Annotated in this window: 20 protein-coding genes and 2 pseudogenes; 13 read left to right on the top strand and 9 right to left on the bottom strand. The window is 61.9% G+C overall.

Annotation, left to right across the window (positions count from 1 at the left end; genetic code table 11):
• Positions 1–16: 16 nt before the first annotated feature.
• The gene (locus RT424_RS17335; protein WP_313440773.1) at positions 17–805 is read right to left on the bottom strand and encodes a metallophosphoesterase; all 789 of its coding nucleotides are present in this window, start codon (positions 803–805) and stop codon (positions 17–19) included.
• 345 nt (positions 806–1,150) lie between these two features.
• On the opposite strand from RT424_RS17335, the gene RT424_RS17330 reads away from it, so the two are divergent.
• Positions 1,151–1,543 (top strand): hypothetical protein, encoded by a 393-nt coding sequence (locus RT424_RS17330; RefSeq protein WP_313440771.1) that lies wholly within the window; start codon positions 1,151–1,153, stop codon positions 1,541–1,543.
• A 94-nt stretch (positions 1,544–1,637) separates the two neighbouring features.
• On the opposite strand, the gene RT424_RS17325 is transcribed toward RT424_RS17330, so the two are convergent.
• Positions 1,638–2,552, bottom strand: coding sequence for a hypothetical protein (locus RT424_RS17325; RefSeq protein ID WP_313440769.1), 915 nt, complete (start codon positions 2,550–2,552; stop codon positions 1,638–1,640).
• A 441-nt stretch (positions 2,553–2,993) separates the two neighbouring features.
• Here RT424_RS17325 and RT424_RS17320 point away from each other — a divergent pair, with 441 nt between their 5' ends.
• From RT424_RS17320 to RT424_RS17285, 8 genes are all read left to right on the top strand, one after another.
• Entirely contained in the window at positions 2,994–6,563 is a 3,570-nt protein-coding gene (locus RT424_RS17320; RefSeq protein ID WP_313440767.1) for a MobA/MobL family protein, read from the top strand.
• 123 nt (positions 6,564–6,686) lie between these two features.
• On the top strand, positions 6,687–7,211 hold the full coding sequence (locus RT424_RS17315) for a hypothetical protein (RefSeq protein ID WP_313440765.1): 525 nt from the start codon (positions 6,687–6,689) through the stop codon (positions 7,209–7,211).
• Between the two features lie 106 nt (positions 7,212–7,317).
• A complete protein-coding gene (locus RT424_RS17310; RefSeq protein WP_313440763.1) occupies positions 7,318–7,572 on the top strand; it encodes a helix-turn-helix transcriptional regulator in 255 nt (84 codons plus the stop codon).
• 527 nt (positions 7,573–8,099) lie between these two features.
• Positions 8,100–9,017 carry a recombinase family protein gene (locus tag RT424_RS17305; RefSeq protein WP_313440761.1) on the top strand — a complete coding sequence of 306 codons (918 nt, stop codon included), beginning with the start codon at positions 8,100–8,102 and terminating at the stop codon, positions 9,015–9,017.
• 182 nt (positions 9,018–9,199) lie between these two features.
• Positions 9,200–11,785, top strand: a complete 2,586-nt coding sequence (locus RT424_RS17300) for a TonB-dependent receptor (RefSeq protein WP_313440759.1) — start codon at positions 9,200–9,202, stop codon at positions 11,783–11,785.
• A gap of 35 nt (positions 11,786–11,820) precedes the next feature.
• Entirely contained in the window at positions 11,821–12,579 is a 759-nt protein-coding gene (locus tag RT424_RS17295; RefSeq protein ID WP_313440758.1) for a DUF1868 domain-containing protein, read from the top strand.
• 33 nt (positions 12,580–12,612) lie between these two features.
• Entirely contained in the window at positions 12,613–13,884 is a 1,272-nt protein-coding gene (locus RT424_RS17290) for an MFS transporter (RefSeq protein WP_313440757.1), read from the top strand.
• Positions 13,885–13,972: 88 nt separating this feature from the next.
• A complete protein-coding gene (locus tag RT424_RS17285; RefSeq protein ID WP_313440755.1) occupies positions 13,973–15,085 on the top strand; it encodes an ROK family transcriptional regulator in 1,113 nt (370 codons plus the stop codon).
• A 244-nt stretch (positions 15,086–15,329) separates the two neighbouring features.
• Here RT424_RS17285 and RT424_RS17280 read toward each other — a convergent pair whose 3' ends face one another.
• The 4 genes and pseudogenes from RT424_RS17280 to RT424_RS17270 all read right to left on the bottom strand — a co-directional run bounded on the left by RT424_RS17280 (position 15,330) and on the right by RT424_RS17270 (position 19,044).
• Positions 15,330–15,653, bottom strand: a complete 324-nt coding sequence (locus RT424_RS17280) for a hypothetical protein (RefSeq protein WP_313440753.1) — start codon at positions 15,651–15,653, stop codon at positions 15,330–15,332.
• Positions 15,654–16,052: 399 nt separating this feature from the next.
• Positions 16,053–16,469 (bottom strand): annotated as a pseudogene (locus RT424_RS24560) (TniQ family protein); the annotation flags it as partial.
• A complete protein-coding gene (locus RT424_RS17275) occupies positions 16,466–17,389 on the bottom strand; it encodes a TniB family NTP-binding protein (RefSeq protein WP_313440752.1) in 924 nt (307 codons plus the stop codon). The gene RT424_RS17275 and the pseudogene RT424_RS24560, both read right to left, overlap by 4 nt.
• Positions 17,386–19,044: a Mu transposase C-terminal domain-containing protein gene (locus RT424_RS17270; protein ID WP_313440750.1), complete on the bottom strand. Its 1,659-nt coding sequence runs from the start codon at positions 19,042–19,044 to the stop codon at positions 17,386–17,388. Before RT424_RS17270 ends, RT424_RS17275 begins: the two co-directional genes overlap by 4 nt.
• A 191-nt stretch (positions 19,045–19,235) precedes the next feature.
• Between RT424_RS17270 and RT424_RS17265 the strand changes: the two genes are divergently transcribed.
• Positions 19,236–20,474, top strand: a complete 1,239-nt coding sequence (locus RT424_RS17265; protein ID WP_004212862.1) for a hypothetical protein — start codon at positions 19,236–19,238, stop codon at positions 20,472–20,474.
• A 314-nt stretch (positions 20,475–20,788) separates the two neighbouring features.
• On the opposite strand, the gene RT424_RS17260 is transcribed toward RT424_RS17265, so the two are convergent.
• Together RT424_RS17260 and RT424_RS17255 are read right to left on the bottom strand one after the other, a co-directional pair.
• Complete coding sequence (locus tag RT424_RS17260) at positions 20,789–21,667, bottom strand: AAA family ATPase (protein ID WP_080604533.1); 879 nt, start codon at positions 21,665–21,667, stop codon at positions 20,789–20,791.
• The gene (locus RT424_RS17255) at positions 21,594–22,307 is read right to left on the bottom strand and encodes a Mu transposase C-terminal domain-containing protein (protein ID WP_238147330.1); all 714 of its coding nucleotides are present in this window, start codon (positions 22,305–22,307) and stop codon (positions 21,594–21,596) included. Before RT424_RS17255 ends, RT424_RS17260 begins: the two co-directional genes overlap by 74 nt.
• A 143-nt stretch (positions 22,308–22,450) precedes the next feature.
• Here RT424_RS17255 and RT424_RS17250 point away from each other — a divergent pair.
• A pseudogene (locus tag RT424_RS17250) lies at positions 22,451–23,747 on the top strand (IS110 family transposase).
• Between the two features lie 139 nt (positions 23,748–23,886).
• On the opposite strand, the gene RT424_RS17245 reads toward RT424_RS17250, so the two are convergent.
• Positions 23,887–24,651, bottom strand: coding sequence for a helix-turn-helix domain-containing protein (locus RT424_RS17245; RefSeq protein ID WP_313440744.1), 765 nt, complete (start codon positions 24,649–24,651; stop codon positions 23,887–23,889).
• A 191-nt stretch (positions 24,652–24,842) separates the two neighbouring features.
• On the opposite strand from RT424_RS17245, the gene RT424_RS17240 reads away from it, so the two are divergent.
• Both RT424_RS17240 and RT424_RS17235 read left to right on the top strand, forming a co-directional pair.
• Positions 24,843–25,415: a recombinase family protein gene (locus RT424_RS17240; RefSeq protein WP_021224432.1), complete on the top strand. Its 573-nt coding sequence runs from the start codon at positions 24,843–24,845 to the stop codon at positions 25,413–25,415.
• Between the two features lie 289 nt (positions 25,416–25,704).
• On the top strand, positions 25,705–26,421 hold a 717-nt coding region (locus tag RT424_RS17235), incomplete at its 3' end, for a retropepsin-like aspartic protease (RefSeq protein ID WP_313440786.1).

The following is a 26,421-nucleotide window of genomic DNA, read 5'->3' as shown; positions in this document are numbered from 1 at the left end:
TCCGTCAAAGCAGGCGTCAGATTTCGACTACGAGATGGGCGTTGAACGCCGCATTCTCGATGCGGCCTGCCGGTGTACGCGGCCCATAGCCTTTGGGGTTGCAGATTATCCGCGTGCTTCCGGCGATATAGTCGAAGCTGTTATGCATATGGCCATGGCACCACAGGGCCACTCCGCTGCGTTCCACGAATGTGGAAAGGTTGCTTGAGAACGCCGGATTGATCCTATTGCCCGCATATTTGGGGTGGATCGATCGAGGGTGGGGCGCGTGATGCGTGACGATCACCGTCGGACCATCGAAGGCCTTAGCAAGCTCACCCTGAATGAATGCCACTGACCGTGCATGCCAAGCGGCCGTATCGGTTGGCTGCAGCAAGTTGGGCATGTCACCTTTATAGCATTTAAAATAGTCGTTCATTTGATCACCGGCGAACGCCATGGCGGCTTCGATGTCACCGTCGAGACTGAAGTTAGTCCACAGCGTCGCGCCGATGATTCTGACCCCCGCGATTACAACCGTGCGATCGATCATGAGCTGAACGAGGGTGTCGGCTGCGACGCTGGCTGCACGGGTGGCTTCATCCTCGATCGTGAACCGACGTCGATATGTCGTGTACCACTCATGATTGCCCGGGACGTAAATCACGGGCTTGCCTCCCGCTCGGGCGGCGAGCCAACGCACCCCCTCGGTCAGCGGCGAATGAATATCGCCCGCTGCGATCAGCACGTCATGGTCAGGTGGTGGATTGGGAAGGTCCCAGCGGCTCTGTTCGACGTGAAGGTCCGACAGGATCCAGAGCTTCATTGCCCTGTAACCCTCGGCGTGAATATCTCTAACATCTCTTGGAGACAGGCTGCAGTCCGGTGTCCCTCGTGTCGCCAGGCCGCCGCGGGCGAGGCGAAAATCATGGCCAGGGCGGGGGTAAGGAGATGGCGCATAGGATCCTCTTAAGCGCGCCCGGTGACTAACCAACGGCAGAGTCTTCATCGCGGCTCGGGCGGGCGCGATAAGGGGCGTCAATGCACCTATGCCAGCATCCTCTCCCTATTTCTCTCGGTATTCTTACCTACGTTTATGTGCGCTGGCGCGCGGCATCCCAGACGCGGCAAAATGCCTCCGTAAGAGCAACCAATCGAAGAAAGCAAAGGCATGTCGCAACCCGACGACGCGACCGTAATCAGCGTGAGTGAGGCTATGCTGGACCGTGTCCGCGAGATCGGCTCTGGCAGTTCAGATTTCGTCGATCAGATTCTCGATACGCCCGGGCTCGGAGGCATTTACGGCGGCATAGACGGAAGGGCCGGGTTCCTTGCGATATTGGGATCGCTGGTAACGCTCTGTGGGTCGGAGGAGGCCGCCGCCGACTGGTTGTTCGACGCCCCGGCCTATGCCGCGATCACGGGCAGCGAACCCTGTCTAATGCTCGAAAATGGCAATTTCTGGAGCCTGATGGTCATGCAGGACTGGCTGCAGATTCTGGTGCGCCACAAGCAGTCCTGCACCGAACTGATCGACGAGATTTTTACCCCCACATCCCGATAACATATGACGGATGGGCGGGTCTGTCTGGACGGGACAAGGAGGGCTGCCTGCCTCACCATGCAGCCCACCCTGGACCCGTTCCAAGGCCGTGTCCCTAGAAATTTTCGTCGTCAGCATCCCGGATATCGATCCCCTGGATGCTGAGCCCGCGCAAGACGTCATGGCGATCGCTCAGGGCACCTGTGTCGCCGCGGACCATGGCTTTGCGCTCCTCGGTTCGGCGCGTCGGCCGTTTGGCCTGGGGACTCAGTTTTTTCGCGTCATAGTTGCGACCGGCAAGCTCCTGTCGGACAGGCTCGTGATGCTCGCGCAGGATTTTCTGGATCGCTCCGCGGAGCCGGATCTCAAGCTTGGTATCGCACGCATAGCGATCGAGAAGGGCGAGCATCTCGCTGCTGTCTTCCGCCAGATTATCATAGAGCGCTGCGACCCTTGCGCGCGCTGCTTCATCCAGGCCTCTCTCATAGCCCGGGTCGCGTCGAACATAGCTGCTGACCGAGCGCATGAGCGTCCATGCCGGACCCATGCTGAACACCCCGGCCAGATGGCGGCTGAGGTCGGTCATGAGCCGATAGACCACCACCTGGCGCAAGTGGCTGTCGGCTGCCAGCACAGCCCGCTCAGCTTCCGCGAGCAGCGACCGTTTGTCGGCCAGCTTCGCCTCCATCTCGAGGACCTCCCGCGCCAGGGCGTCGCGGTTGCGAACCGCCGAGTAATGCGCGCCGCGGGCCTTTATCTTGTGATTGCGATCCGGGTCCGCCAGCTTCGTGACCGGCGCCGGCGCCAGACCGCCGTCGAGCCAATCCATCCACTGCTCGATGTCGATAGCCGAAGGAACCATGTCAGTCAGCAGGTCGTGCAGCGCATCGGCCCGAACGGCTCCCTCGAACAGTTCCGAGGCCCGTTTGATGGAACGGGGGTCTTCTTTCGCCTGAACGGCGATACGCGCGATCAGGGCGGCAATAGCTTTGTGGGCCTCTTGCGTCAGGGGCGATCCGGCGTCAGTCATGGTCATTGCTCCATCGTCATGTGAGATGCAGCCTAATGGCTCCCCCTGGCGGGCTCCTGGGGGTAAGCTCAAATGCACGGACTGCTGTCGCCCACATGTGCACCCGCATGGCAGGCGCGCATACTGCGCCTGTATGTGCGCGCGTATGCGACGCGCGTGCGCATGTATGCGCTCCGTGTGAGAGAGGGGGAGGAAAGGGCAGAAAATGCGCAACACTGCTAAGTGCTTTCGGCGGCACGAAAGCGCTTAGCGAGGCGGGGCCAGCGACGTTGTTCTTCGCTGGTTGGCTGGATCCGGAGGAAAAATCCGGTGCCGTTCCGCTGCGGCGGGACGGGGTCCTGCGACAGGTCTCCGGAAGGCGGGCTGGGTGTTCGAGGGGGGTATTTCCTTAGGGCTCGATCCGGACCAGACTAACCGCCTGTCCCGCCCGGAATTGATCCCATGTCCTATTCGCTCTCCGTCGATCGTGCCTCCGCCGCGCTCCGACGCTTCCTGCTGCTGCTGGACGAGCAGGCGCTGGTCGGTACGGTCAGATTTGGCCGCAAAGGCGGCGATGACAAGGCGCCGCGCGAGCGGCGCAAGGCCATGCTGGGCAATCGCTGGCAACTGCCCTACGACCTTCGGATAGGAGCGCCGTTCGATGGTCGCCCGCGGTCGAAAGACGGCGGCACGAGCTTCCATCTTTCGATCAAAGCCGTGGGCAAGACGCGCGCATCGGTCAGCGGTAGCGACGGCAGCAGGCAGGAGGGCGCCGACGCGGCGGCCGGTTTCGAGCGTTATGTGACGGCGGGCTTCGACGGGGCGCTCAATCCCCGTGAATTCGAGCACTATCTCGACGTCCCGCCCTCCGAGCGGGCAGAGGAGAGTGATACGCCATCGCGGGCGGTCCTGCTGGTCTCGAACATCAGCGACGATCCGGCGGAGCGGGAATGCTACTGGCTGCTGGCGACGGAGGCTGAGCGGACACCAGGCGAGCAGCGGGTCGAGCTGTTCGAGCGGTCCGGCTCGTCGGCCGATTGGGAAGCGCTGGCCGCGGAAGAGGGGACGCCGCCGGCGGTGGCGGAGGCTGCTCGCGCCATTGCCGCAAAGCTGCAGCGGGAGGTCGCGACGCCTCCCCCTCACCGGATACGCCGCAAGAATCGCCGTGTCATCAAACTGGTTTCGCAGCGCGATATCGCCTGGGCCAAGGCGCTGGGAGATCGCTTCGGCACAGTCCGCGAGGCGCGCATGGTCCATTATCCAAGGCCACGCGCAGGGCGGGTGCAGGAGCGGCTCGAAGTAGAATTACCGCACGAACTGAGCGCTCAGAATATCCGCCATGTCGTCGACGATCTGGCTGCGCTCCTGCACCGTATCGGCGTGCGGTTTACGCTGGTTGTGCATGCGCCCGATGCGGGCAATGATGACCGCAATGTGCATCTGCATATCCTCTTTTATGCCAGCCTGACCAGCCAGGAAGGCGGCGTCTGGCGCTTTGGTGTGGAGCAGGGCAGTCCGCACAAAATGCGGCCAGGAGACATGGCCGTCCGGCTTGGCGTGATGGATGCTGCGGACGTTGCCGGACACCATCATCGGGCCCTGGCCGCCGCCGATATGGCAGCCCTGCGGCAGCGTTATGCGGGGCTGGTCAACCAGCGGCTTGCCGGGCAGGGGTGCGGACGGACGTTCGATCCGCGATCCTATGACGATATGCGCATCGATCAGACACCGGCAGTGCACCTTAACACGGCGGCGGCGCGGCTTGTCGCGGCCGGCGTGGCGGTGGATATCGACATCGACAATGCGCGCCGATCGTGGAGTGCAGCATATCGCCGACTGGATCGCGCCAACTCGGATCGGGGATGGGAGCATAGCCAGGTCGTCGCCGGGATCCGCACCAGCCTTGAGCGGGACAGTGTCGGCGATGCTGCCGCAGATGCGCTGCTTTCGGCGAAGCTGGAGCGCGCTCGCGAAATCTCAGGTCTGATCCTTGAGGGGCACGGCGATCTCGGTCGTTTTCAGCTTGATCGCATGCTGGCGGAGTCCGCCGCACGCCGCCTCCTGAAGAATTGCGGACGGTTGATTGAGGCGCTCGATGCAGGGACGGCCAGCCGGGATGATCGGCGCAACGAGCCGCATATCCGGCGGCGCCACCGGCAGGCGCAGCAGCATCTCGACGAGATCGAGCAAGCGCTCGAGCCCTGGGCGCAGGACATGCGAGCCTATGGTCTGCAGGTCGAAGCGGCAGAGCGCGCTTTTACTGGTCTGGTGGCGGATTTGGACGGGGTCATTGCCCATCGGCGGAGGGCCCGGGCGCGAATGGACTGGGCAGCGGGATCGGTGCTGCCGAAGGCGAAATATCCGACCCCGCTTGCCGGTCATCGCCACCTCGATGCGCTGCTTGGCTATCTGGAGTCCGGATCGCAGAAGGAGGCTGCACGCGCGGGCTGGAGTGTCCCCTATCTCGTACCCGATGCGCAGGGGCGGATCGAGATTTTGGGACTCAAGCCATTGGATAGAGCGGTGTTGATGTCCCCGCACTTGTCCGAGCGCGCGGAGCCTGCGCTGGCGCTTATCGCGGCGCGGCAGAACGCGGAGGTCGGGCGCCTCATCGCCTTCCTGCAGGCCCATGGCGCGGAGCGGCTGATGGCGGCTAGCCGGGCCGGGGGCGATGCGCCGATCACGGCGATACAGAGCCTGTATCAGGTCTATCGCGAGCATCCGCATTTCCAGCAGGCGCTGCATCGGGTTCAGGCAAAAGGACGCAAGCGCGAGGTCCTGCAAGAGGCGGTGGACCGGGTCGAATATCTTATTCCTGGCGCTATCCCCCCGGTGCGCGCGTTGCCTGACATTTATGATGAGCAGGGCCTGCGCAAACCGCCCGCTGCGATGCCGAAGCAGGGAAGTCCTGTGCCTGATGCAACTGCGGCGGCCGCACCAGCACAGGATGAGAAGGCGTACCGCAAACGGCCTGTGGTGGCTCCGATCGTTCATGACGACGCACCGGCCGTGCCGCAGCCGCGCCGGCCGCGGCTTTGGCTGCAGAATAGTCCGGATCATGACATGGGTAATGCGCGGCCTCTTCGTGCCCTCGACCGATTGGCGAGCGTGCCGAGGCTTGGCGCGGCGCCATTGATGCGTGCCCCGGCTGCGTGTGATGCGATGCCAGAGGCTATCGTGACGCCGGCCATGCGGCCGGTTGCTATCATGGGGACAGATACGGGTGCAGCAATAACCAATAGTGCTGACGCGCCGTTGGTTGTGGCAGCGGACCTCCCGCGCACGCTGCCGACAGGGACAGCGGAGCCAGCATCGTCTAATCCGCCGGCCAAGCCGGGGAACAGTCTGGCGGTGAAGACGGAGATGGTCGTAAAGCCCGATAGGCCTCACATCGATGGCCCGTCACCGCCCATGGCCGATGGGGAGAGCAAGCCTCCAAAGACGAGGCTTGTGGACCTTGCGCGGGCAGCGGCGCGGGCGCGCTCGTTTGCACCGCCACCTGTGCCTGTCCCGCTTCCGATCGAACCGAAGGCTGATAAGGTCGCCGCGCAAAGTGGCCGGCAGGGCAGGGGGATCGCACAGCCGCAACCGCTAACTCCCTTTGTCGAGCGAAAGCCTAACAGAAGGCCGCCGCGAAAATCTCGTGGCGAACGTCTGTCCGCTATTCTCGACGATCTCTGGCAGCAGACCAGCCAGGCGCCGGACTATTGGCAGATGCCTCGACAGGACCGGGAGGAGGTCGCGGGCCTGTGGGCGCTTGTCTCACACTATCTGCAAGCAGGCAGTGCCGGTCTCTCCATCGTCGATGACCAGTTGAAACTCGCTACAGGCTCGGATGCGATCTTGGCCGATGTCCGCAGGCTGGCGAGCATAGCAGAGGGCGGTCAGCTTCTCCTGTGTGTCGCGCGACAGGCTGGCGATCTGATGGACGCGCAGGGTGCGGCAGGCTCGATGCCGATCGTGGTCGCCGATCATGCCACCATTCCGAACGGGATCGGTATCACAGACCGATCCAAAGGCAATGGCCTCTGAGGCGCAGATGTTGGATCCGGGGGGAGGGTTGAAGGGGAGGGTGAACCCTGAAGGTCAAATGAAAGGGCCGGGGGTTTGTCGTCGTCAAAAGGCGACTGACCATGTTCTGCAAGGATCTGAAAAATGCTCGACCACTGCGCCTCTGAGCGTACCGAAACGGCTGCTCTCCATTATTGTCTCAATGCTCTCACCGGGCAGGACGGATTGCTGACGGTTGCCACCTCGCCTTTTCCCATCATGTTCCTGCCGGATCAGGATCTGGTGGTCGCTGTCACCGCTTCGAAGGGCGCTGAACTGCACAGGGTCAAGGATGCAGCGGTGATGGCATTACCCCGCCCACCGGCGGATCATATTCTGATCAGGGTGGGAGAGACTTGCGGCGAACTGGTCGATGTTCAGGTGGATGTGGCCTTGTGCGCGGCACCGTATCCGGATTGGTCGCGGGAAAGCATGTATTTCTGGAGCGATCACCGCTCGCTCTGGCTGGTCCCGGAGGATTTTGGCCCCGCAATCGCTCTTCGTGGCGACGGTGCTGCACTGGACGCACGGTCGCCTTATCGTACGCGCGTCGATCGCGCTCTGGGCGTGGCCCGGGCCGCCCGCGCTATCGCGAGCCTTGCGGAGACGCCGCACGAGTTCTGGCCATAAGCACAGCGCAAAGAGCGTTGCTCATCACCCTAGAGATGAAACCGATGGACCGGGATCATGCGCTTTCGCCTGCGCATGATCTCGAGATTGCAAATACAGGATTGTCGTGGCCCACCCAAATTACCCCAAACTGACGCGCCGGGAGCAGGAGATCATGCTTTGGATCTTGCGAGGACTAACTTCAAAGGAAATAGCGCTGGAGCTTTCGGCTTCTCCGCGCACGATCGACACGCACATGAGCAACATACTGCTGAAAACAGGAGCGCGCAATCGCGTGAACATGGCGGCCAGAGTGATCCTGGCAGGTCTCTCAGCCGTCAGCCTGCAGGATGTCGAGTGGCCCAATGAGCATGTCGCATGATGCCGCGTAAGTTTACACAGCAGTGCCGCCGGTTCGATACGCTCTAAGTTGCGCAGTGGATCGATCAATCTGCGCTGGCGGAAACCTGAGGGACATATCATCCCAAATAAATTGATATAATTCAATGATCTAATGTACTCGCATCACATACGATAATTGCACTTATCACATAAGCGGATTTGACCGTTCTTTATAAGGTGTGTCGGTTTCGGGATACGACCGGACTCTCCGGCACCGGTGATTTTTCGCTGCCGTTGCCGAAAGAATACGGCCGGATTCAGGGAAGAATACCGTCGGACGCCAATATGCCGCGCTGCAGAGATCCGTCGTTTTCAGGAACACTTCCTGGCGTTACCCGCAGGCTAAGGTTGGCCGGGGCGGGGGCCTCTCTTAACCTCCGTACATCCGGCTCAAGCGAAACCGGTGGCAGACGCGTGATCCGACCAAGGCCGATGGTCAAAGGCAGCCTCGGCGGTTACCATACGGGGGCAACCGAACGGTTGCCCCCGTTAGATGGATTGTGACAAATGCACTTGATCGGTTACGCCCGCGTTTCGACCGATGAACAGGATACTTTCGCCCAGATCAGTGAGTTACGGCGCGCAGGCTGTGAGACCATATTCGAGGACCGGGCCAGCGGCGCTAGCCGCAGCCGTCCGAAACTGGCCAGCGCGCTCGCAGCGGTGGGACAGGGGGACACCCTCGTGGTTGTGCGGATCGATCGCCTCGCACGATCGTTGTCACATTTGCTGGAAATTGTCGAAGCGCTCCGCGCCAAGGGAGCGTATTTTCGCTCGATCAATGATCCGATTGACACCAGCAGCCCGCAAGGGATGCTGATGACACAGATGCTTGGCGCCTTTGCGGAGTTCGAACGTGCGCTTATTCGCGAGCGGACGCGGGCAGGGCTGAAGGCCGCGGTTGCGCGCGGCGCCAGACCGGGAAATCCGAAGATGCGCGCGAGAGACCCGTCGGCGATAGGCGACTTGCGCCACAGTTTGAAGGAAAAGCATCTTCACGAATTGGTCGATGGCCGGCTTCGATGGCTGCCAATCGTCGAGCGGTTGCGACCGCACTTACCCTGGAGCTTGGTGCTCCGGCGTATTCAGGCGCTTAAGCCGCCGGTGCGGTCGTTTTCCGAGCGTACCCTGGTGAAGGCATGCCGAACGTTGGTCGAAGCGGGCTACGCTGATCGGGTGATACTCGAGGCGGCGCCGCGATTGGCTCCCGACAGTCGGATCGCATTGCTGGTGGCCGACAAGCTTAACAACGATCCAGATGCTACTCTTCGCAGCCTCGCGATGTGGTTGAGCAAGGATTTGCGAGAGCTAACGCCGCGCGGAGGTACGCAATGGTCGCCTGAGGGGGTGAGGCGGGTGATTTCTCAGGCGCGCGACCTCGGCTTGATCGCCGTGCCGAAATCGCCATTGGCCTCACCGTTGTGAAGCTCAGGAATGGCCGTTAGGAGACCGGCAGGTTCCGGTAAAATGTTTGCCAATTTTACCGTTATTTTGCTCGCATTTGATGCGATGGGCACGTGTCACGAGACTGCAATGATTACTAACTAACTATGCCTTAGTTAATTGAACTAGGGGCCAATATGTATCGATTCTCCTGCGCCACAGCCATGGCGGCAATACTCTGCCTTCCCAACGTCGCGGTGGCGCAATCTGCCGATGCCGCAGCATCGGACGGGGGCGATATCGTCGTCACCGGCCTACGTGCGTCTGCCGAGCGTGGCGTGCGCCTCAAGCGCAATGCCGATCGTATCATTGATACCGTGTCGGCGACGGAAATCGGCCAGTTGCCGGACTTCAATGCTGGCGATGCGCTCAAGCGCGTAACGGGCGTCAACACTCTGCTCTATCAGGGCGAACCGCGCTTCGTGATCGTGCGTGGCTTCAACCAGGGTTACAACGACCTTCTGATCGACGGCTTCAGCCTTGCTTCAACCGATATCAACATGGGCGCCAGCAATTCCAGCGGCCGTGTGATATCGATGGAAGTGCTGCCATCGAACATCGCCTCGCACATCGACGTCATCAAATCAGCAACGCCGGAGACTGATGCCAACTTCATCGGCGGCCTCACCAACTTCGCAACGCCCAGCGCCTTCGATTTCCCATCGGGCCGGATTTCCGCAGCGGTCAGCGGAGGCCCGACCTTGGACAGCAAGGGCGACGGGGGGAACCATTTCACCGGACAGGCGCAATTGTCGGCCAGCAAGCGTTTCGGCGCGGATGACCAGTTCGGCATCTACCTCTCCGGCACTTACTGGACGCGCGAAATCAACGTGCCGCAGATCGAGACTGGCGGCACCAAGAACTGGTACGATGCCAACGGCACGCGCGTCTCCACGCCCTATGGCGGCAATGGCTATGCGGTTCCGACCAATCGGCTTTACTACAACTACGCCAACAAGCGCACGCGCGGCGGCCTTCAGGCACGCTTCGACTGGCGCCCGGACGACAGCTTTTCGGCCTTCATCAACGGTTATTGGTTCCACCAGACCGAGCGTTCCTATCGCCACGACCTCAATGCGGCCGTTCAGACCTCGGCCACTAACAGCGGCCAGACCGCAACGAGCGGCACGCTCAGTAATGTCCAACAGACCATCAACCTTGGCCGCTATGAATGGAACCGCGATGTGGGCGGCATTTATGGCCGTTTCGATAAGCGGTTCTCCGACACGGTGAAGCTGGAAGGCGGGCTCAGCTGGTCCAAAAGCAACGTCGATAACCCGCAGACTTATGACGAGTTCGTCCAGCGCAACCTGCAGTTCAGCTATGACACAAGCGGAGCCGTGCCGGGTTTTACGCCCGTGAACTCCACGCTGGCGAACGACACCTCGCGCTACGCTGCGAATGTTCATCGCGAGGAGCGCTACGGCTTGGACGAAACGCGCTGGGACGGTCAGCTCAACCTGAAGTTCAACAGCGATGTGGAAGATCGCGGCTTTGGTGCTGCGATAGGCGGCCGCATTACGACCGTGCGCCGCAAGGCCACCTTCGCCCGAACCAATTATAGCAATCTTGGCTACACGCTGGCCGACGTCACTGACGGCGCAACTCTGTGCGGCTATCGTTGCGACACCCCGATCCCTCAGATCGATCCTGCCTTGGTAGATGCGGCCTTCGCCGCTGCGACGGGCGCCACCTCGACGATCGATACCGCTGCGCAGGCCGGCGGTACCTACACCAACCGCGAGGATGTCTACGCCGCCTATGCGCAGGCGCAGTATCGCGCCGACAACTGGTATGTCGTCGCGGGACTTCGGATGGAACACACCGACGCGGGTTCGAGCGGCACCCGGGTGACGAACGGTGTTTACGCACCGATCGCTGCCGGTACGACCTACACCAACTGGCTCCCCTCGGCGCTGCTGGTGGTCGATACCATGGCGAATGGCAAGCTGCGCCTCGGCGTCAGCGAGACGGTCAGCCGCCCCAGCTTCCTCTCATCTTCGGTTGCGGGCGGCGTGCTCAACACCACTGCTAGTCCGCCAACGCTGACGACAGGCAACCCCGCGCTCAAGCCGCGCCGCGCATGGAACCTCGATATCGGCCATGACTGGTATGTCGATGGCGGCCGAGGCATCCTGTCGATCGCGGGCTTCTACAAGTGGATCAAGGACGACTATTTCAGCTTCGGGGCGCTGCAGACCGTCGCTGGCGTAGACCAGCAAGTGCTCGTCACGCAGGCGCGCAACACGGACGATCAGGTGCGCGTCTACGGCATCGAACTGGGTGCGTCCTATAACCTGACTTTCCTGCCTGCACCGTTGGACGGTCTTGGAATCAGCGGCAACGCCACCTTCTCGCGGGCGAACTTCCCGCTCACCCTTTCGGACGGATCGACCCGCGTGCTGGACGCACTGCCGCAGCAGCCCAATGAGATCTACAATCTCTCGGTCTTTTACGACAAGGGCAAGGTCCATGGCCGCGTCGCCTGGAACCATCTCGGCAGCCTGTGGGACGATCGTTATCCCAACCTCACGCCCGCTGGATTCTACGCGAACCGCTATCAGCAGCCGACCGACAATATCGACGTACAGGTCGCCTATGACCTGAGCAGCAACGTGACGCTGACGTTCGACGCGCTCAACCTTACTGGGCAGGGCCAGGAATATTATCATGGCAACGACCAGGAAATCCTGCAGTCGGCGATCGAACTGCCGACACAGCTTCTCTTTGGTGTAAAGGTGCGGATGTGAGCATGTCGCGCAGAGAATGGATTGCAGGTGCCGGCATGATCGCCGGCACCGCCGTGGCCTCAGCTATTGCGCCTGCTTGGGCCACCGGCACCACGCGGACGGATAAACCGCACGATGTCGGCCGCAAATTCTTTGCCGATGGCAGAGTCATGCCCTTCGCGGGCAACACGATCATCTGTCACCTGCCGCAGCAGGGCGAAGGATCAGAAGCCTTTCGGGCCATGCTCGACATCTATCGGCAACTGCCTGCCATGCCCTTCGCCCGCAAGATGACGGCGCTTCCGCCTTCCAGTTATCACATGACCGTGATCGGCGGCGCGAACGACAAGGATCGCCGTCGTCCACTATGGCCGGCGGATATGCCGCTCGATGCCAGCATGCAGGCATGCAACGATTTTGTCGGCGACAGGCTGCGCGATTTCGCCTTGGGTGACGATGCCGCGCCCTACCGCATGAAAGTCAACCTGGCCGAACCGGCTGCCGGCGAAGAACCGCTGACGATCAGACTGCTGCCTGCAGATGCAGACACCGCCACGAAGCTCTATCGCCTGCGCCGCCGTCTTGCTAACCGTATGGGGATCGGAATCGAAAATCCGGACGACTATGGTTTCCACATGACGATGGGCTATGCGGTCGACTGGCTCACCACTTTGGAGAACCATGCCTTTCGGGTGACGCTCGCCGAATGGAAGAAAGAGCTGGCCCACCGTGCGCCGGTCATCACCTTTGGCGCGCCGGAATATTGCCTGCTCGACGACATGTTTCATTTCGCCAGGCAATTCTATCTGCGGTAAAGGTTCGGCGCTCGACCTTCAGGGATACAGATCATGCGTCTTGCCCATTGCTGGCGGGGGTCGGAACTTCCTTATGCCTTGGCACATGCAAGCAAGACGCTGTTCTGGACGTCGAGCGACATATACTTTGCCTTCTATCTGACCCAAGTCTGTGGTCTTTCGCCATGGATAATGGGCCTGGTCCTGGCTACCTCCTACGTGGTCAATGCGGCAGCGGACCTGATCCTGGGCAAGCGCTTTGCCGCGACTGTGCGGTCCGCAGCACAGGCCGCGCATCTGCAGGCAACGGGCGCTGCCTCTTGCTCATTCACGCTGATCCTTTTTGGGCTGTCCGCCCTGGTTTCGACCGATGTGCGACTGGCCGCCTGCCTTATGGCGCTGATTGCGTTCAGGCTATCCTATTCCCTGTACGATATTCCGCAGAACAGTCTGCTCGCGCTTGCAGGCCGGGATGACCGGATGCGGGCCAGACTTGCAGCTACCCGGCTGTTCATCAGCGGCATCGCCCGTATCTTACTGACGGCGAGTTTCGTACCTTTGTTCGTCCGCCGCTCCACCGAAGCGCAGATCGAGGCGTTCCTCCTCCTGGTCGGTCTGATGGCATTCCTCAGCCTCGCAAGCGCATTTGCATTGCGGAGGAAGCTGAAGGGCGAAGCATCTGCAGTCGCGTTTCACGAGGCTAGCCCAACTGCCCGCAGACCCGCGACCACCCTGCACCTGATGATGATGGCGCTGTCTTTCGGCACCACGATCTTCACACAGCTCGAACCCTATCTGGCGGCTTTCATCCTGCCCTCCGGGTGGGATGGTGCGGCCCTGCTGACATCGGTGGCTTTTGGTACATCCATCTCGCAATTCGCCTGGATGGTGGCCATCCGCAGGGCAGGACGACGAAGGGTAGCCATCACCGCCCTAATGCTCACAAGCGCCAGCGTTGCGTTGTTTTTCGGCGTCGCCTTGCACGGTGGCCTGCCGATGATCCTGGCCGGATTGAGCTATGGCACCAGCGTGGGAGGCCTTTTCCTTTTGTTGTGGACCGGCATCGCCCGTCATGCAGCCCAATCTCACGACACTTATGGCGTCACCGCCACGATGGGGGCTTTCGCTGGTTCGGCAAAAGTCGGGCAGTCGGTTGCGATGATTGTGGTCGGCCTCTCGCTACAACAATGGGGGCCAGGCGCGACAGCGTGGGAAGGGCCACCACTGGTCGCCGCGATGGCTGGCGCAGTAGGGACAGCTCTGGCCATGCTGATCGGGCTTGCCTTGTGGGACAAGCGCGTCCTTGCTTCCACAGGTCAAAGCTAACATACATATACTAAGTTATCAGACGGGCAGCGAGCGCCTTTCATCCATGAACCAACCCCCAATCCGTTTCGGCCGTGAGGCGGAACGAATGCCCAGCTTCCGTTCCCTCTCGGCAAACGAGCGGGCCATCCTGTCGCTGCTTCAGCGGCATTCGCCCCTGTCCCGCGCTGAATTGGCGCGCAGAACTTCGCTGGCGATCCCGACGGTCAGCCGATTATGCGACCAGTTGCTTCGGGAGAAACTGGTCGAGGCTGACACCAAAGTGATGATGGGCAGTCGGGGGCAGCCGAGCCTACCCCTTTCGCTCAATGCTGACGGGGCATTTGCCTTTGGCATCGCTGTTCGCGCGGAGGAACTGTCCGTGGTCCTGCTCGACATCACCGGGCAGGAAAGAGGCCGGGCGGTTGAGCCTCTTTCTGAAACGGCACTCGATGCGGTGACGCAGCGCATAGCGGCCCTCACGACCCAGCTCGCCTCGGCCGGCTCGATCGCACCCGATCGCGTCGCGGGAATCGGCGTGGCGTTGCCCGGCTTCTTCGTTACCGACCCGCTGCGCATCAATGCGCCTCTCGGCATGGACGACTGGGCGGTGGATGCGCTGGAGGTCAAATTGCATGCGGCGCTTGGCCTGCCGATCTCGATCGAGAATGACGGCAGCGCTGCGGCCATGGGCGAATGCATTTACGGTGCTGGCCGAGAGCATGATGATTTTGCCTATCTGTACATCGACAAGGGGCTGGGCGGTGGCCTGATCCGCAATAGCGCGTTGCAGCGCGGTGCCCATGGCAATGCGGGCGAGTTCACCGGGCTTATCCCGCCTGAGCAGCGATCGTTGCGGCCTACGCTCACCCTCCTTCTAAAATACGCGATCGACGATGGTGAAAGTTATCAGTCCATCGCCGAACTGCTGGAAGGTTATACACCTGACGCGCCTTATGTGGAGCGTTGGCTGGCTGACGTTCGGCCAGTCACCGAGCTTGTCGTGTCTGCGATCGCTTCAATCTTCGACCCGAAAGCCATCATATTCGGTGGCCGAATTCCGAGCCCTCTGGCCACCCGCCTAATCGAAAGTTGCAATTACTACTCGGTTCCCGTTCGAGGCCGTGATCGCCCTTTTCCCGAGGCAGGTGGACCGACTTTCCGGGGCGATGCCGCCGCCTTCGGCGCCGCGGCTCTCGTATTCGATCGGTTTTTGGTCTGATGCCGAGGTACTGAAGGCAATATGCCGTCGAATGGCTGGTTTCAGGATTGATTTAAGGCAAGCCTGATGGCCGGAATGGGCGCATGTTGCCCAATCGCGCGACGGAATGGAATGGATGAAATCCAGCAGAAGCGCCGCGTCCAGGTGCGCGCCGCGAAACTCCTGAATTGATGGAGACCTGCAGTTAAAAGGCGGGCGCCAGCTACAGGCGCAATCCGCCTGTCCTCCGTAGGCTCGCGGGTACTCAATGACGCGAAGATAACGCATTTCCGGCCGCGTCTCGGAAGAGAATTTTGTAGGCCGTCGAGGCGCTCCGTAACGCGGACATCCGCTCGATTTGTTCGTTCCGATGGCACGCTGCTTCCACTGTTCTTTTCAACGTCGGCGAGCACGCCTGACGATCTTGAATGAACTGTTGGAGTGCGATGCTATCGACCATCCGCGCCCATACGTCGACAACCGGCTCGTCCTCGTTTCGCGCCGTTGGGTCACAGTCTGCATCGAGCATCGCGGCGCAGATTGCGATAAGGCAACGACGCATTGAGGGGCTGGCAAGCGCGAGCGGCATTTCACAGGAAGGCTCGTTGGGGCAAACGTTATCGAGCGTGAGCACAGGCGCCGCAAACCGATGTAGGAGTCTATCACGCAGTCTCCAGCGCCTGTGGGCCCTTGCGAACAGTAGACAGATTCTGGCGGATTCTTCGAGCAGCTGACCGGCTGAAGTGTCGTTGAAGCGAAATTGATCTGGGACCTTTCCCCTAAGCGCACCCCTCAGCGCGGCTTCAAAGGCTACGATATTGATCCAGATGGGCTGCGCTGCTGGCTCAAGCTCGAGCGCCCTGGGGTGCGCCCGTTCGAGGCCCCGACGGCAGCGAATACAGCACAATCTTGGCGGCCCCTGCGATGACCGCTTAATCGCCCAATGACTACTCCCGCAAGACACGCATCGATCGACGAGTGGCCAGTGGTGCCGGAAACAGAAGCCCCACGCAGCCATGGCCCAGTCCGCACGGATATAGGCGGGGCGGCCAGCGGCATAGTCCTCGGCAAGGCAACGACTGCACCAGCTCAACCGGAGGGTAAGAGCGGGCGCGAAATCTCGGCTAGGATCATCGGATGGAACGTGGTGCCAGGCTACAAAATCCGGGGTGATCCTCGGATACCGATAGCAAAGACCGAGTTCGGCGACACTGTTTTCCGTGAAGCCCTCGCTTGCGGCAAGCTCAGCGATCATCGATTTTTTTGGGTTTACATCGGGATGCCGCCAATGGCCTGCGCGATTTCGATAGGCGCGCAGCAAAGGCTCACCCGGAGCCCGCTGATCGCGCACGCGCGCCAGCCATGAACTGAGAAGTTCATCCGCGAATGGCTCCACGAAACTCATACGGTCGCCCGGCCGATTGTCCTTCGCTTGCCTGCCGACGTAAACATGGAGACGAGAGGAAGCGTCACGTCGTTGGCCTCGAAGCTTGCGGCATCAAGCATCTCGCGGCCATCGCGGATAGCCGTGACAGCGGCTGCCTCGATGAGCCGGAATATTCGGCCCGTCACACCCTGGGTGAGGGCCAGCACGCGTTGCCGCGCTTCGACGGTGTCGAGCATCGATGGGCGTCTCAGGGGCAGCAGGCCCGAGAAGCTCGCAAGCAGCTGGCGCAGGGCATGATCGTTGCGCCATGGCATCAATTCGAACGCCCCAAACCGGTCGGCAAGGTTCGGATCCATCAGGACCGCCATCCGCGCGTCCTCGGTCCCTGCGCAAACAATTGGAATTTTCAGATCGTTGGTCAAAAAGCGGATAGTATTGAGGAACACCCGCTGCTGGCGAGGAGTGCCGGCGAGCATCTTGTCGATTTCATCCAGGACGAGCACCTTGGTTTCGACTTCGGCAAGCAGTTGCCTGGCTTCCGCTCGCATCGATCGCACGGACAGTCGGCTAAGGTCGACGCAATTTAGCGCGGTCAGCACCTCGGTGTAAAATTGCTCCTCACTCGGCTCTGGCGGTATCTGCGCGAGCAACACCGGCATCTTGCTGAGCCCGGTCCTGATATCGAACTGAGGAGCGTGAAGTTTCGAGAAGCGGCTGACAATTTCGGTCTTGCCCATCCCGGTGGCACCAAACAGTAACAAGCAGGGCATTCGCCCGCGCGGCGGATAGATTACCAGATCCTCGAGGTGGCGGAGCGCGGCCTCAGCCTGTGGCAACGATATCCAGCGGTCGCGGCGCATCCAGTCGATCCGGGCCTCATCATTCAGTTCGGCATACTCGCGATAAGCCGGGAAGATATGGCTGTAGAGCACGTTCATGACTGCTCCTCGATCGCGAGTGGTACAACCGGCCCGTCGAGATTTGGCGGTGTCAGCTGCGCGTTGGCCTCTTGGTGCTGGACAAAGGCCGCAGGCGGTTCGCCGCGGATGAGCGCATCGACGATGCGTTGGGTTGATCGTCGAGCTCCGCGCGTCTTCTCTACGGCCCTAAGCACAATCCTGCGCTGCGTGCTCACCATCTCGAAAAGCATCTGCTCATCGACGGCGGTTCGCCCGCGCTCTCGAAGCGCTCTCAGGGCTTGGTCGTGCTCGAACTTGGTAATTGCAGGACGCCGCTTATCGCGAAGAGGAACTGTGACATGCTCGCCGCCGGGCAGTTCGAGATAGACGGCCGAGAGGTTGAGCGGATTGTATTTGATCGGGAATTTATGAACGCTGTTCGCGACCAGCGTCGCCAAAGCACCATGCCAGTAGAAAACGTGGAAGAGCTTGATGCCCTCGCGCCGGACCCGGCGCATCTCGAACGGGAGGAAGTCGAGCAGAAAACGTTCTTCATCGGCCGGCAGGCGTAGGGCTGCAACGCGCTTACCTTGATCGTCCTGCCAGGCTGTCATCGGCGGGACGCCGAGTGAGCTGTGAATGGTGCGATGATAGATTCCCACCTGAAGGGCGAACCATCGCTCGAATTCCTTGAGGGTCATGCAGGCATTGCCCTCGGCGTCGTAGTCTCCCTTGTCCTGGATGTTGGAGAATGTCGTGCCCGGAAGAAGGTGAACTTCGCCGATGGCGGTGCCGATCATGCGTTCGATGTGCCCGCCAAAGTGCGGAGTGCGCGGTGGACGGTAGTGAAGCTCGATCCCAAATTGCTGACAACCCCGAGTCAGCGCGCGTGAATGAAATTCCGAGGCATTGTCGAGATGAAGGATGTCTGGCAGGCCAAAGACAGGCCATGCGAAGGTGAGCTCTCGATCGGCCAGCCAATCATTCTTGGGCAAAACTGCATGACGGATCGCCATGCCGACCGAAATCGCGGAAGGTCGTTCCAGTGAAATGTAGAAGCCGGGTATCACCCGCGTGGCCACGTCGATCTGCAGGGTCAGCGTTGGCCGCCCGACCGGTCTCCTGAGATACTCGTCGACGATGATGATATCGACCAGCGTGTGGTCCATCTGTACGACCTGAAGAGGGTACTGCGCCTCGTATGAGCCGACTACGGGTCGGAAGCGGTCTGCCGTGGCTTTGGCCCCATCACGAGCGCCTGTCAGGCGTGCCCGTTCCACGGCATTGACCCGACGGGCAACAGTTTGTCGTGCTGGAGCTCGTAGATTCTGCTCCAGGCACGAAAGGCGAATTTGACGGACCAGTTGTGCGATGCTGGGCTTTGGGCGGCTGAGATAGAAATTCTCTATCTTGGCATCGATCAAGCGGTCGACCTCGCAAGCGAGGCGGGAGCGTCCCTTAGGAAACCCATCGTGATGATCGACCAATGAACTGGTCACCGGGTTTTCTCGGTATCTCGCGAGCAGTTCGTAAATTCGTGACCGGCTGAGACTCAGCTTCAGGCCAGCCTCAGCAATTGCTTTGCGTCCGAGCCGGGGCTCTCCAGCAAGCGCACGAATGATAGGCTCGCGCTCGCAAGCTTTTCGCCATTCTATAGGATCAACCGTCGTGAGGGCAGTGCCTGTTTCGGCCATGACCTATCCCCGATTTTCGCCTGGAACTCGTGTTGCCGGGTCCGGTCGTTTTGTAGCAGAATCGCGCTGTCAGGTCGAACGTCCGGAGGTATTCTTGTACATGATCCATGCAACTCGGCCGTTTTCTCATCCGCCCGTATTCTTTAAGTGACAAGGTGGGCTACAAGCGCGGCTGAGGAGCGAGGCGCGTCGTGAGCACCGAAACCGCCCGGGAAGGGCCAGAAATCCCCGTAGCGCCGCCTGAGGCTGTCCTGCCGGCCGTCAGGGCGCCGGCCGACCTTGCGTGGACGATCGTGCAGATGCGCGCCGGCGAGCGCATCACCGTCAACGAGGGCCTGATCGCCGCCTATCAGGCCGCTTCATCGCCCCATAGCATCCGTGCGCTCAAGTCCGACGTCGAGGCGTTCGATGCGTGGTGTAGGCGCAACAACCGGATTGCACTGCCGGCGACGGCCGAGACGGTGGCCGACTATCTCGACTCGCGGGCAGGCAAGGGGAGCCGCCCAGCCTCGCTATCCCGCTACAAGGCGTCGATCGCCAAGATCCATCAGTTGCTCGAACTCAAGGACCCAACCCCCGCGCCGCTGGTGAAGCTGCGGCTGCAAGCGGTGCGCCGTGAGAAGGGCGCAGCGCAGAAGCAGGCAAGGCCGCTGCGGTTCAAGGGGCCGGTGCGCGACGTGGAACGCGACAAGGCGCGTGGTCTCAACGTCCGGGCGCTGCTCGAGAGCTGCGGAAACGATCTGCCGGGGCTGCGCGATCGCGCGCTGCTGTCTGCCGCCTATGACACCGGCCTGCGTGCGTCCGAGTTGGTAGCCGTGGCCATCGAGCATATCGAAGAGGCGATCGATCCCGAGGCGCGGCTGCTGCAGATCCTGCGGAGCAAGGGCGATCAAGACGGGGAGGGGGCAACCGCCTATCTCAGCCCGCGTACCGTGTCGGCGATCGCGGCCTGGACTGAAGCGGCCGGGATCACGGCGGGGCCGCTGTTCCGGCGGGTGCAGGTGCGGCGCTACAAGGCGCGCGCCGCCGTGCGCGGTCGGCCGATCGACAGCATCTCGGGGCGGGAGACCTGGGATCTGCGCAAGACGCTGCCCAGGCCTGCGGTGAAGGCGCGGGTCGAATATGACATCGGCACCGTCGCGCTGCACCCGGGTTCGATCGGGCCGATCTTCCGCTCGATCATCCAGCGCGCGTTCGATCGTGGCGCTCTGCCCGACCTCACAGCCGAGGATCTGGCGCGGCTGCTCAAGGGCATCAGCGCGCACTCGACGCGGATCGGGCTGAACCAGGATCTGTTTGCGAGCGGAGAGGATCTGGCTGGGATCATGGATGCATTGCGGTGGAAGTCGCCGCGGATGCCGCTCGCTTATAATCGCAATCTCGCGGCAGAGCAGGGGGCGGCGGGGCGCCTTATGGCGAAGATTGGCTAGTCATGACGGCCTAAATAGGTCTTTGGATGATGCCGTGCGACCACACGACGGCGGCAGGTAGATCGAGGGATTTGCGCAGCGGCAAGAACCGGAGAAGGGAGGCTGAGCCCCCGGGGTCTTGAGCTACAACGTTAAGCCTAAGAAACGGGCAGGGGCCTGGTAGCGCGTAGTGTATGAGCGAAGCCACCATCGCTCAAACTCATCAGCACAGTCCAATTTCGAAGAGGAAACAAGAAAGTGGTTCCGGAAACGGTATGGATCTTATCCTGTGTAAACGCTCGCGCTAAATGGCGGCGTTCTGATCGCGCTATTTGTCAGTTGCCGGGTCCGATGACGAGGCAATCGCGCGCGGCCTGAACGATGTCAGCGGTGACCTCCTCGACGCGGTTGAGGGTCATGATCCGCCGCATCTGCGCGAACAGGCGCTCCATGAGCCGGAAGTTGCCGCGCGTGATGCGGATCACGGCTGCCTGCGCTTCGATCGCGTCGAGTTGGGCCGGGTCGAAGCTGATCCCGAAATCGCCGGCGTGGGTCGCGAGCAGCAGCCGCATTTCGGTCTCGGTAAGCGGTTTGAACTCGTGGACGAAGCCGATCCGCGAGTAGAGCTGGGCATAGCGGGCGAGGCGCTTCTCCAAGCCCGGCATACCCATCAGGATCAGCCCGAAGCCGTGGCGATCGGCCATGTCGCGGAGATGTTCGAGCGACTTTATGGTCAGGCGGTCGGCCTCGTCGACGATGACGAGGGGGCAGGCGATGCGGGCGGCGTCATGGGTGATTTCGTCCTGCGAGCCGCCCGCGACCGTCAGCCGGGCATAGCCCAGCTTAATGAGGTTGAGGCCCAACACCGCGTCGATCGTCTTGGGCGTGTTGCTGACCGACACGGTGTAGAAGACGGCGCGGCAGCGAGCGACCTTTTCGCCAAGGAGCGCGGCAATGGGACGGAGCGCGGCATATTCCCCCAGGTCGGGGAAGCTGGAAAACTCGCGCGCCGATCGCGTCTTTCCGACGCCCGGCCGGCCATGACACACGCCGATATAGCGGTAGTGCGCGCAGGCTTCGGCAAACTCGACGAACTGGGCATGTTCGCGGGTCGCCAGGAACGGCTGCTCGACCAGGAACTCAATCGTCAGCGGCGTAGAGCCGGAGCCCTCGGTAGGTGGTGGGCCGGGAAGCCGTATCCTCTTGGTCGCCATCGAAGGTCTCCGTGGGGGCAGGCACCTGCTTGTCGCGCTCCTTCGCGCCGCGCCGGGCGCGCTGGATCGCGCGCAACGACGGGTGCCCAGCGTGCTCGGAGCTGAGCGCACGGCAGACGAACCGGCCCTGGTGGTAGACGTGGATCTCGGTCAGGTCGCGGGGGTCATAGACCGCCTCGACCTGCTCGCCGACGAAGGCCGCGAGCGTGGGTTCGACATAGCGCCTGCCCATCAGACGGATGCCGTCGCGCAGCACTTTACGGGGCTTGGGCACGTGCACGAGCAGCATGTCGAGCTGTTCAAGGCTGTCGGGCATTGCGGGCAGGAACCCGCCCTTCTGCCAGCGCGTGATCGGCGGTTCGCCGGTGCTGCCATGCGGGCGACGATGATAGACGCCGCACACGAACGCCTCGAAGCGGGCGCGCAGCTCGTCGAGCGTGAGCACTGGCGCCGACAGCGGCTTGCCCGCGATCAGGTGGCCGGGCAGGTCGGGCAGGAACATGTCGTTGATGGTGCGGAACAGCCGCTCGATCTTGCCGCGCCCGCGAGGACGCCCCGGCAGCGAATGGATGAGGCGGATTTTGAGGGCGATGCACGCCTGCTCGATATGCTCGGAGATGAAATCCGAGCCGTAGCACATTGGAAAGCGGTTCTTGGATGGGCCTAATGCCTTGATGAAGGCAAGGGCGCGTAGCGGCCGCCGGCTTTATCAAGGCGGCCATGCCCGGCCAGCAAGTCTCTAAAGTGAAGTTGTCGACTCAACCCTTTGGAGACGGACCGACCATGACCAAGCGTAGCACTACTCCCGCAAACGCAGTGCTGGTAGCCATCGATATGTCAAAGCACCGGCAAGAGGTGCTGATCGAGCGCCCTGAGGGTGGGCGCCGACGCCGCATGACGGTGATGGCCACGAAGACAGATTATGACCGGCTCGCCGCGGACCTAGCGGACATCGCTCATCCGATCATCGTCGGCTTTGAAGCCACCGGCAATTACCACCGCACCTTGGCGCATCGCCTGCTCTCGGCCGGCTTCGAGCTGCGATTGATTTCATCGGTCGCCCTGGCTCGCACCCGAGAGGCACTGCACAATGGCTGGGACAAGAACGATTCCAAGGACGCGCAAGTGATCCTGCACATGCTACGGATCGGCGCCACTCAGCGCTATGTCGATCCGCTCGCAGCCGGGATCAATGACCTGCAGGAGATGTCGAAGACGCACGAAGCCATTTCCAAGGCTAAGACCCAGACCTGGCACCGGATCCTTACCCACTACCTGCCGCTCTATTTCCCGGAGATCGAGCGCTTTGCCGGCAACAGCAGGTCCGATTGGTTTCTGGCTCTGCTCGAGCGATTTCCGACACCGGCCAGCATGACGTCGCTCGGCCAAGAAGCCTTCACTCGAGAGGCTTGGTCCTTGGTCGGCCGCAAGGTTTCCAAAGCCCGTTTAATCAATGACATCTACGAGACCGCCTGCGCATCCATCGCACTCCCGGTCGATGAAGGCTCCGTGGCGATCGCCATGTTCCGCATGGTCATCGCACAGGCTCGCAGCCTGATCCGGCAGCGCGATGAGATCGAGCGAACCGCCCATGCCCTGCTCGACGAGAACCGTGACTATCAACTGCTGCGTATGATTCCGGGGATCGGGCCGATCAACGCGCTGACCATTCTCGCCGAGGCTGGCGATCTTCGGCGGTTCGCCCACCATCGCCAATTCCTAAAGTTCTGCGGGCTCGACCTCGCCACCTGCCAGTCAGGCACTTTCCGCGGGAAAACCAAGCTCTCGAAGTACGGCAATGCCAGGCTGCGACGCACCTTTTGGATGGCTGCGCAGATCGCAGTCCGCCAGCGTGACAACAGTTTTCGTGACAAGCTCGGCCGCTACGTTGCCGGACATCCCAACGACGCCGATCGCCGCCGCAAAGCGATGACCGCGCTTACCGCCAAGATGGCGCGCGTCGCGCACGCCGTCATCAAGACGGGCACCGAGTACCGTCCGTTCCTCGAACGGGCGGACACCAGATGGAAGGACCCCTCTCTGTCGTGCCGTGAGGGCGCTGCTGCGACCCTGTAGATAATGTTCGGGCCTTCCATCTGGCATCCGCATCTCGTTTTAAGGACGGTGAGGACCACGGCGCACAGCGCCGATGGATCCTGTGTTTGCTATGGCTGAGAGCGCATTCCTTGACGATGGAAGCCATCTGGATCAAAAAAGCATCAGCGCCGACACGCTCGGCGCAATGAGATTTGCTGGCTGTTTTCTGCTGCTGCTTCGCGACCTAGGACGTTGTCGACGTAAAGCTGTTCGGGAATGCCGCTGACGATCCATTCGGGATTGGGCTTGCGCCAGATCGCCTGCCGCAAGGCGAGCGCCGTGTTGAGGGCACTGGGGGCATCGAGGCTGAGGAAGTAACCGGCGATGGCTCGGCTGTGATCGTCAACGATGACGGTCAGCCAAGGACGCACCGGGGTTCCGGCATCATCGAGCACGAGAATGTCGAGAACGGTATGATCGGCCTGCCACATCTCGTTCGAGGTCGCGGCTTCGCGCCGATGCACTAGCTCGTGCTGGTCGCGGTAGACGGCCGGATCGGAGGCTGCGGCGATCTGGCTTGCCGGTATCGCCCTGACGACACGCGCGACGGCCGCATAGCTGGGGGTTCGGTGTCCATGCGCGATGGCGAGTTCCTGCACCTTTCGGTGAATGGCGGCGACCGGGGGTCGCGGGCGCTTGGTGGCGAGAGTGCGGGTCAGTTCGACCAGATGTTCCGGCAGGTGCAGCCTGCCCCGATCGTTGCGCGGCAGACGCGCGAGACCGGCAAGTCCTTCGGCACGGTAGCGCCCGAGCCAGCGCTGCAACGTCCGCTCGCTCAGCGTGCCGGTGCGGGCGAGGTCCGCGAGCGGGATGCCATCGGCGAGGTGCGGTTCAAGGACGCGGTAGCGCTCGATCGCCAGCGGCGGGACAAGCGCCGGATGCGTCACCGCCGACGGTCCGTGTCGCAGGTAAGGAAAACGGAGATTTGCCTGCCCATCGCCATGCGAGTCCGCTCGCGTTGCCAAACCGGCCTGTTCGACGTAAATCTACCCGGTAAAGAAAACTAGGGCAACATAGACCTGCCGATGACGACTTTCTTCCCAAACCGCGCCCGATCGGGGCGCCACCGGCCCTACGCATGAAAATCGGTTACGCCCGCGTATCGACCGCCGAGCAGAACCTGGACCTCCAGCGTGATGCGCTGAAGGCTGCCGGCTGCGAGAAGGTCATCACCGACAAGGCCTCCGGGGCGACTGCCGCTCGCCCTGGATTGGAAAAGGTGAAGGAGCTGCTTCGCGCCGGCGACACACTGGTGGTCTGGCGCCTCGACAGGCTCGGCCGCTCGCTCCGTGATCTGATCGGATGGATGACCTACCTCGACGAGGAAAAGGTCGGGCTGCTGAGCCTGCACGAGGCGATCGACACGACCACCACGTCGGGCAAGCTTACCTTCCACCTGTTCGGGGCATTGGCGGAGTTCGAGCGCAACCTGATCCGCGAGCGGACCCAGGCCGGTCTCACCGCAGCCCGCGCTCGCGGCAAGAAGGGTGGCCGGCCGGCCGCACTCGGCAAGGAAAAGCGCGACCTGCCCGTCAGGCTCTACCACGAGAACACGATGCCGATCGCCAAGATTTGCTCGATGCTCGGCATCTCCAAGCCAAAACTCTACGCCTATGTGCGATCGGCCGAGACCAAGCCGGTAGCCGCGTAGCGACGCTCGCCGACAAATAGCGCGATCAGAATGCCGCCACTTAGCGCGAGCGTTTACACCGTTCGCGGTCCCGATCGGCCCAGCGTCCCCCGGAACCGTTCGTTATCGGGAAGGCATCTAAGCGGTCTGCACCATCCTTCATCTAAAGTTCTCCAAGCGCTTCTGAGGATTTTCGGGCGCACCAAAAGCACTTGCTCCTCCAGTGGCTGGAGCATGTAACCGCAATTTGCTCTCCTGCGGACGGGGGGCTGGAGGTGGCTTTTTGACGGCCCGTGTTGAAGCAATCGGTATGTCTCGACGCTCATTAGTGGCGCGGCTGGTGGCCTGTGGAACCGGCTTGGTGCTCGGTTCTCCAACGCTCGCGCGACAGACTTCCCGGTCTGCGGGCTCGTGGAACTTCGGTGCGGCTCACCTCGAATGGGAGCCGCTGGAAGTCGGCACGGGTGATACCCTCCTTGTTTCGGCACAAGTGCGCGGAGTGCCGGTGCGGGCGGTGCTCGACAGTGGCAGCGGCGCGTCGATCATGAGCACGGCGCTCGCGGCGAAGCTCGGCTTGAACGATGGTGAGCGGCGCATGATTAGCGGGCTGAGCGCCAAGGCCCCGGTGCTGCTGGTCCGCGACATCGACGTACAGCTCGCCCGCGAAACCCGTCGCTTACCCTTTGCCGTCGTTGGTGATCTGAGTTCAGTGTCGGCGGCCTTCGGACGACCGATCGATATCCTCCTCGGTGCCGATATGTTCACGGGTAGCTGCATCGCGCTCGATTTCGCGAAAAGGCGTATGGCGGTCGTCAAGTCAGGCACGTTTCTCGCCGGTCCCGACTGGCGCGCTGTCGCGCTCGGGCGCGGTGCCAAGCAGGAGCTGTTCATTCGAGCTTCCGTCTCGGGTTTGCCTCCCGTGCCCTTGATGATCGATCTTGGCAGCTCGGCCGCGCTGATGCTCTCGTCGGCCTATGCCCGCGATCAAGGGCTGTTGAACGGGAAGCTCGTCTCGACCGCGGCGATC

Source organism: Novosphingobium sp. (genome assembly GCF_032093395.1).
Lineage (GTDB): Bacteria > Pseudomonadota > Alphaproteobacteria > Sphingomonadales > Sphingomonadaceae > Novosphingobium.
This window is presented reverse-complemented; position numbering and strand designations above follow the sequence as displayed.

Bases quoted from the DNA above. Each gene is read 5' to 3' on its own strand.
- RT424_RS17240 (WP_021224432.1), top strand. From the start codon at position 24,843: ATGAAAATCGGTTACGCCCGCGTATCGACCGCCGAGCAGAACCTGGAC.
- RT424_RS17335 (WP_313440773.1), bottom strand. From the start codon at position 805: ATGAAGCTCTGGATCCTGTCGGACCTTCACGTCGAACAGAGCCGCTGG.
- RT424_RS17270 (WP_313440750.1), bottom strand. From the start codon at position 19,044: ATGGCCGAAACAGGCACTGCCCTCACGACGGTTGATCCTATAGAATGG.
- RT424_RS17325 (WP_313440769.1), bottom strand. From the start codon at position 2,552: ATGACTGACGCCGGATCGCCCCTGACGCAAGAGGCCCACAAAGCTATT.
- RT424_RS17295 (WP_313440758.1), top strand. From the start codon at position 11,821: ATGATCGCCGGCACCGCCGTGGCCTCAGCTATTGCGCCTGCTTGGGCC.
- RT424_RS17280 (WP_313440753.1), bottom strand. From the start codon at position 15,653: ATGCCGCTCGCGCTTGCCAGCCCCTCAATGCGTCGTTGCCTTATCGCA.
- RT424_RS17260 (WP_080604533.1), bottom strand. From the start codon at position 21,667: ATGGCGACCAAGAGGATACGGCTTCCCGGCCCACCACCTACCGAGGGC.
- RT424_RS17300 (WP_313440759.1), top strand. From the start codon at position 9,200: ATGGCGGCAATACTCTGCCTTCCCAACGTCGCGGTGGCGCAATCTGCC.
- RT424_RS17290 (WP_313440757.1), top strand. From the start codon at position 12,613: ATGCGTCTTGCCCATTGCTGGCGGGGGTCGGAACTTCCTTATGCCTTG.
- RT424_RS17305 (WP_313440761.1), top strand. From the start codon at position 8,100: ATGCACTTGATCGGTTACGCCCGCGTTTCGACCGATGAACAGGATACT.
- RT424_RS17330 (WP_313440771.1), top strand. From the start codon at position 1,151: ATGTCGCAACCCGACGACGCGACCGTAATCAGCGTGAGTGAGGCTATG.
- RT424_RS17275 (WP_313440752.1), bottom strand. From the start codon at position 17,389: ATGAACGTGCTCTACAGCCATATCTTCCCGGCTTATCGCGAGTATGCC.
- RT424_RS17315 (WP_313440765.1), top strand. From the start codon at position 6,687: ATGCTCGACCACTGCGCCTCTGAGCGTACCGAAACGGCTGCTCTCCAT.
- RT424_RS17320 (WP_313440767.1), top strand. From the start codon at position 2,994: ATGTCCTATTCGCTCTCCGTCGATCGTGCCTCCGCCGCGCTCCGACGC.
- RT424_RS17255 (WP_238147330.1), bottom strand. From the start codon at position 22,307: ATGTGCTACGGCTCGGATTTCATCTCCGAGCATATCGAGCAGGCGTGC.
- RT424_RS17285 (WP_313440755.1), top strand. From the start codon at position 13,973: ATGCCCAGCTTCCGTTCCCTCTCGGCAAACGAGCGGGCCATCCTGTCG.